Source organism: Rhizobacter sp. P1_G5, assembly GCF_056405435.1.
Genome location: NZ_JBFUCB010000943.1, coordinates 1 through 1551 on the forward strand (window position 1 = coordinate 1; position 1551 = coordinate 1551).

Annotated in this window: 1 protein-coding gene; it reads left to right on the forward strand. The window is 65.8% G+C overall.

All coding sequences use genetic code 11. The features are described 5' to 3' along the window. The coding region (locus AC1D12_RS32955) for an RHS repeat domain-containing protein (protein ID WP_477845327.1) at nt 1–1551 on the forward strand (1551 nt) is incomplete at both ends.

The window sequence follows — 1551 nt, forward strand, 5'->3', positions numbered from 1 at the left end:
GGCTTCAACCTGCCGGACAGTCAGAGCGGAGTGCAAGGGCCTGCAGGCGGGCCGAGCTACGTGTGGGGCTACGACGAGGACCACGCGCGCATCCGCGAGGTGCGGACGATCCCGAGCGGCACCAACGCCGGCACGCGGACCACGTGGTACCTGCATCCGGACAACGCAGGGGGACTGGCCTTCGAGAGCGAAGTCAACTCACCCACGAGCCTGAGCGCAGCGAACCCCGCGGTCACGAGCAACCGCCACTACCTGAGCGCTGGCGGCCAGAGCCTCGGCGTGCTGGTGASCACSGGMGCGYTGCCCACGCTCGGYGCCRCGCAGACCGCRCCAGCCGYGCAGTCGAGCCTGAGCGCGGTGAAGCTGGAGTAYTGGCACAAGGACCACCTGGGCAGCATCGCGGCRACSACGGAYCACAACGGCAACGTSACGGCCCGCAACGCCTAYGACCCGTTCGGCAAGCGCCGYTTCKCGAACGGCAACTACGATGCAGCAGGCGCGCTCGTCATCGACTGGAGCCCGGCCGTCAACRGYGGCACMGAYCGCGGCTTCACCGGCCATGAGCAGCTCGACGACATCGGGCTCACGCACATGAACGGCCGGCTGTATGACGCGGCCCTCGGTCGCTTCCTGTCAGGCGACCCGCTCGTGACGGATCCGCTGGATCTGCAGAGCTTCAACCGCTACAGCTACGTGCGCAACGACCCGCTGGCACGCATCGATCCGAGCGGATGGGCGGATCCGCCGAAGAAGCAGGACATCCTGGATCCGTGCAAGTGGAACAACCCGTACTGCTCGCAGAACGTGGTGCGGCTGATGCATGGATCGGGCGATTCGACGACCGCTGACGCTCGCGTAGGCACCCTCCCTGGGCGCGCGGAGACCTCAGGCAACGGGTGGGGGTACGGTGTCCCGAGGCTCGACGCATTGATCCCGCAGTTCAACGTGTCGTCGGTCTTCGATGCGTACGGCGTCATCTGCGATCGCACCGAGGGCTATTGCACGACGGGCGACGGCCAGGTCTGGTACCAGAAGCCGGGCCAGCCGAGCATGCCGGTCGTCATGGTCACCGGCTCCACGCCGGCTCCGACGGCCGGCGAGATCGCGATCGGCATGACGCCATTCATCGGTGGTGCCTACGGCATGCTCGATGATCTGGCTCACAGGCGTTGGGGCAGCGCTGGGTTCAACGGCGCCACGGTGTTGGGGGATTTTGCGAGCTGGGGAGTGGCTGGAACCGCTCTMCGTGGGGCACGCGTCGCAAAGGCCGCGRCAAAAGAGTCAATCAATCTCGCAAGCGCACAACGCACCCAACACATACTTCATGGAGATGCGACTGGTGGAGGTCACCTCTGGCCCGGCAGCTCCGGCAAGACCCCGTTTCCTCAGTCATGGGATGCAGATAGGGTTATGCACAACGTCTCGGACCTTGCGACTGACCCGGCGGCGCTGTGGGTGCAGCAGACTGGCAAGGCAGGAGCTCAATTTACGAAGAGCGGTCTCCCAGTTCGCTGGAAAGTGGAGGGAGTCCGCGACGGAGTGTGCATGATC